At 36.4% G+C, this 4,841-nt stretch carries 4 protein-coding genes and 1 other annotated feature; all 4 genes read right to left on the bottom strand.

Going from position 1 to position 4,841, the window contains the following annotated elements:
• Positions 1 to 294: 294 nt before the first annotated feature.
• The 4 genes from trpS to DWZ56_RS22465 all read right to left on the bottom strand — a co-directional run bounded on the left by trpS (position 295) and on the right by DWZ56_RS22465 (position 4,739).
• Positions 295 to 1,299 carry a tryptophan--tRNA ligase gene (gene trpS / locus DWZ56_RS22485; protein ID WP_118558853.1) on the bottom strand — a complete coding sequence of 335 codons (1,005 nt, stop codon included), beginning with the start codon at positions 1,297 to 1,299 and terminating at the stop codon, positions 295 to 297.
• Positions 1,300 to 1,426: 127 nt separating this feature from the next.
• Positions 1,427 to 1,660, bottom strand: a binding site (T-box leader).
• A gap of 459 nt (positions 1,661 to 2,119) precedes the next feature.
• Positions 2,120 to 2,980 (bottom strand): hypothetical protein, encoded by an 861-nt coding sequence (locus DWZ56_RS22475; protein ID WP_118558851.1) that lies wholly within the window; start codon positions 2,978 to 2,980, stop codon positions 2,120 to 2,122.
• 161 nt (positions 2,981 to 3,141) lie between these two features.
• Positions 3,142 to 4,104, bottom strand: a complete 963-nt coding sequence (locus DWZ56_RS22470; protein WP_118558850.1) for a hypothetical protein — start codon at positions 4,102 to 4,104, stop codon at positions 3,142 to 3,144.
• Between the two features lie 2 nt (positions 4,105 to 4,106).
• On the bottom strand, positions 4,107 to 4,739 hold the full coding sequence (locus DWZ56_RS22465) for an AAA family ATPase (protein WP_158584701.1): 633 nt from the start codon (positions 4,737 to 4,739) through the stop codon (positions 4,107 to 4,109).
• Positions 4,740 to 4,841: the final 102 nt, after the last annotated feature.

Raw genomic sequence — 4,841 nt, 5'->3', positions numbered from 1 at the left:
TTATGAGGTATTTGGTGGCGAAACGCCAGCCACCCTAACATTTGGCGCTTACCCTCCTTCATGATTCGGTGTTGCTTTCTATACTGTCTTTATTTAAAAGAATCCCTCTCTGGTAATGAAAAAGGCCTCCGCTTGCGGCAGGTTTTTCCTTCCTATTGAACCGGAAAACAGGCGGCATCCGTTCTACTAACCGGATACCGCCTGTCATAAGCCGGTAAATGTGTTACTATTCACAGCTGCCGCAAACTTCCCGCGCATGTCGGCCGCCGTGAATAGTAACTAAATGGTACGCTCCTATCTCACACGTTCAGGAAATCCAACCTTCTTCTGCACCTTGCGAAGTGTCTTATTCGCATAGTAAGCTGCCTTTTCCGCGTTGTTCTTAATAATTCCGTCTATATAAGCTTTATCCTTTGACAGTCTGGCGTGTTCATCCTGAATCGGCTTTAATACGGATACCACAGCTTCGCCCACGCCTGTCTTAAGGTCTCCGTAGCCCTTACCATCAAACTCCTTCAACACCTCATCCACTGTTTTTCCCGTACATGCGCTGTAGATATCAATCAGATTCTTCACGCCCGGCTGCTCATCGCGGTAGAGTATCGCCGCTTCGGAATCCGTCACCGCGCGCCTGCATTTTCTCATGATCGTATCCGGATCGTCCATCATATAGATGCTGGCATTGGGATTTTCATCGGACTTGGACATCTTTTTCGACGGGTCCTGCAGGCTCATGATCTTCGCGCCCACCTTTCCGATATACGCTTCAGGGACCGTGAAGACATCGCCGTATATATTGTTAAACCGCTCCGCGATATCCCGGGTGATCTCCAGATGCTGCATCTGGTCGATGCCCACCGGCACCACATCGGACTGGAACAGCAGTATGTCGGCCGCCATCAGCACCGGATAGGTGAACAGGCCCGCGTTTATATTGTCCGCATGTTTGGCAGACTTATCCTTAAACTGTGTCATGCGGTTTAATTCTCCCATATAAGTGAAGCAGTTCAGTATCCACGACAGCTCAGCATGAGCGGATACATGGGACTGGTAGTAGATGCAGTTTTTCTCCGGGTCCAGGCCTGCCGCAATATACAGGATCAGCAGATCCCTGGCTCTTTTGCGAAGTGTGGCCGGGTCCTGGCGCACCGTGATGGAGTGCTCATCCACCACACAATAAAAACATTCGTATTCGTCATGCAGCGTCACCCAGTTGCGCAGAGCTCCCAGATAGTTTCCAAGTGTCAGTGTTCCTGTGGCCTGCATGCCGCTGAACAGCGATTTCTTGCCGTCTAACATAATTTTTGCCTCCTCATTCTTTGATTCAAATCCTGATTAAATTTCCGCCGCAGTGCGATCCTAAGCGGAGCGTTTTTGTTCAATAGAGCGTATTTTACTATTGAAAGAAAAAAGTCCCCGGCAAACTGCCAGGGACGATTATATCGTGGTACCACCCAATTTCAAGCCGCGTATACGGCTCCTCATGCGGATCTTATCCTGTCTCTGTAACGTGAGATATACGGCATCGGCTACTCATCTCTGCTGTTTCACCGAAGCATCTTGCAAATCCATTCCCTGCTGTCCGTTATACCCTTTCCCACCGTCCGGGGCTCTCTGAAATACGTTACCTGCAGGTACTACTTTTGCGCTCTGATATTGTCTGTGCTGTCGTTTGTTTTACAGGGCAAACGGTATCACTCAAATTTTACCTGAGTTTACCATACCTTCTTTGAAAAGTCAATCTTTTTCCAGGGAAAAGGCCACGCAAAACACATGAATGCGTTTCACCACTAAATCCATATACTGGATCAAAATTTACAAATTCATTATTGTCTCCAAATGCTTTTCTGTGACGGACCTATGCAATGAAAACCCTTACTGTACCATTGATATGCGCTTCACACATTCCGCATCGCATCCCCTCTACAATGTGATTTTTACCAAAAACCAAAACCCCTTTTTCTACTACATGCAGTTTATTTAGTAACTACAGTACTTGGTACCTTCGGAGTTCATTTCGTTACATATAAAAAAATCGGACTGAATTTAGCTATCCTGACGCTTTAGAAATCCATACGACTATAGCCACCAGTTTTCTCTACCTAAAAAGATTATTCGTCTAATCAGGCGTAGTTATTGCATTCAACATTCTTTCTGCTACAGCTTTATATATTGTTTTAATATCATTGCTGAAAAGTGTAGAAATATAATACTCCTGGAAAGGACTCTCATACATCAATCCAGCAGAAAGCAATTCAGCCAAAATTACTATTTGTTGGTCCATACTGATTTCTTCAATTTTAGGTATACAAGTTGTTTTTAGCAGTTCTACAAAAGAATCTGAAATCCCATCTTTTCCAAAATATTTCCTAATAAGAGCTAAACTAAAATTATAAAACACCTCTTCTTCTACAGTTCTACCATTTTCCGTTTCATCGCTAGCAAAAAAGAAAAAACAGAAATATAAAAAATTATCTGGATCTTCTAATGTCAAATATTCACTAACATAATCTTCCTTCTTCATATCAAGTATTAAAAATGGTACTTTTCTATTCTTATAATTAAAAACCTTTTTCATAAATTGATAATTATCATCAAAATATTGTATTACTTTCTCAATTCTAACATCTGTAATACTGTTGCTTTCTGTTTTACAATACTCTAACTGTTTCTCTGCATAATTCTGCAGTTCTTTTAGTGTTTGTTTTGGTTTTTTATGACTTGGTATAGTTAGTATTATATATAAACTTAACGCTACACATCCGCTTTCAATACAATAATTTTTTCCCCTTTCATCTGATACCAAGTCATAATCAAATAATCTAATACTCCCATTTTGACGTCTCCAATAAAATTCATCCAATAGTCTAGAAGTATACCTTTCTTTGTCCAAAATGGATACTAACTCTAATAAACTTTTCATTCCTGATTCGATATTATCACAATATATTACTGAGTCCATTAGTTCATAAATATTCATTTAGTACTCCTCCAATAGTAGATTTTGTGGTAGTTAGAACCGGAAACAGTCGATTAGGCCTAGACTGAAATTGGTAATATTGGAACTATACCCACCATAAGGCACTGAATTAGATAATTAATCAATATAGACATATTTTTTATTAGCAGACTTCCCCTTTCTTATCCTATTATTTGATTGTAGATATCCTTTTTTAATTTAACTAATGGTTCATCCTTCTCCTCTTTAAACAAAAAATCAAACCAATTTTTATAAATATTATCGATTCCTATATCGATTTCTCCTAACAACTTTTCATAATAATTTTCTTTAAAATTTTCATAATCCATCACTTTCTCTTTTATTTCGTTAAGTATTGAGTTATGTGTTTCATAAATCTTATTTAACTTGAATACTTCAACTGATACTCTTGACTTTTTATCATTCCCTGCTACTATGCAGATATTACAATTACTTGAATATAGGCTTTCCACTGAATTCAATTTCATTTTAAACGAAATACTGCCTTTATCAAAGTAAGGATTTAAATGTTTTAAATCCTTTATACCTTTAGTATAACTATTACAAACAGTACATGACGGTATCATATTAAATACATTTAACTGTAAAATCGGATATATTGCTTTCGGATAGTAATGGTCTATACTGGCTGTTGTATGAATCCTATTATCTTTATCATCTTCAACATAGCTTGTTATATAATTCCGATTGCAATATGGACATACCTTTATATTTGTCATTTCAACAAATAAATGTCGATTCCATGAAACGGAATACTTAGCCCCTTTACTTATGCCTCTATTAAATCCTTCGTAATCTAATATCATATCCCAAATTTTTTTTAAATCTTTATATGACTGCTTATCTTTCATAGTTTTTCCAAAAATTTTCCCACGAATATACTTCTCTTTGCAGATTATCTGCTCCAAATCGGTGTCAACACATAATCCCTTTAAATGTTCAAGAATAACCTCATCTTTATTCCCCAACAAATTGTTAAGGTAATCTTTTATCTGCTCTGATTGAGTTTTATATAAAGAAAAATACTTAGGAAATAAAAATTCTTCTACATAGATGGAATGTATTGATCTTATCTTCTTCATATCACATTCAATTTTAATCATATTTATTTCCTCTTCTGTAAACGTTCAATAGCCTCCTGTACGCCAATTTCCTGAATTAGTTCTATCAGTGTCTGTTCCTTATTTGATACTAACTCATTTAATTTTTGCTTTAATTGCCTTTTAACAGTCGGCTCCCCAATGTGATCAATAATATATTGAACTTCAGTTAAAGAGATATTATTATCTTTTCCATTTAAATAGTCCACCACTTGTTTAATCTTTTTCTTTACAAATTCACCAATACCTCCATTGTCCATAAAGAAATCATCATAATACAATCTCATAATATTAGCACCAAAAGTCTGATTCTCTTTAGTGAATATTTTTATCTTATTCTTATCTCGCTTTAATCGGATAATTCTGTTATCTGTCAAGTCTGATAAAATAATTGGTGAATGAGTTGTAAATACTATTTGGAAATGATAATCTTCAAAAGAATTTAAGTATTCTAATAAATACCATAATATAGTTTGTTGCCATCTTGGATGCAAGGCAGAATCAATTTCATCAATAAAAATTAATATATCCTTGTTCTTAGTTCTATAATTTATCGCATCATGTATATATGCAAATATATAAGCTAGAGCATTTTCTCCAGTGGAAGATGGATAATATTTAAATGTTAATATCCGCAAAAAAAATTTGTTATCTTGACTAAATATATCTGATAAGAATTCTAAAAACTATAATGGTATCGTAATTTAAGACACTTCAAGAGACATTTCTTAATGAATCTG

The organism is Lachnotalea sp. AF33-28, from assembly GCF_003477885.1.
Classification (GTDB): Bacteria; Bacillota; Clostridia; order Lachnospirales; family Lachnospiraceae; genus AF33-28.
The sequence above is the reverse complement of the archived record's forward strand: the minus strand, read 5'-3'. Positions and strand labels throughout refer to the sequence as shown.

Coding starts and splice junctions, on each gene's coding strand:
- trpS (WP_118558853.1), bottom strand. CDS start 1,299: ATGTTAGACGGCAAGAAATCGCTGTTCAGCGGCATGCAGGCCACAGGA.
- DWZ56_RS22475 (WP_118558851.1), bottom strand. CDS start 2,980: ATGAATATTTATGAACTAATGGACTCAGTAATATATTGTGATAATATC.
- DWZ56_RS22470 (WP_118558850.1), bottom strand. CDS start 4,104: ATGATTAAAATTGAATGTGATATGAAGAAGATAAGATCAATACATTCC.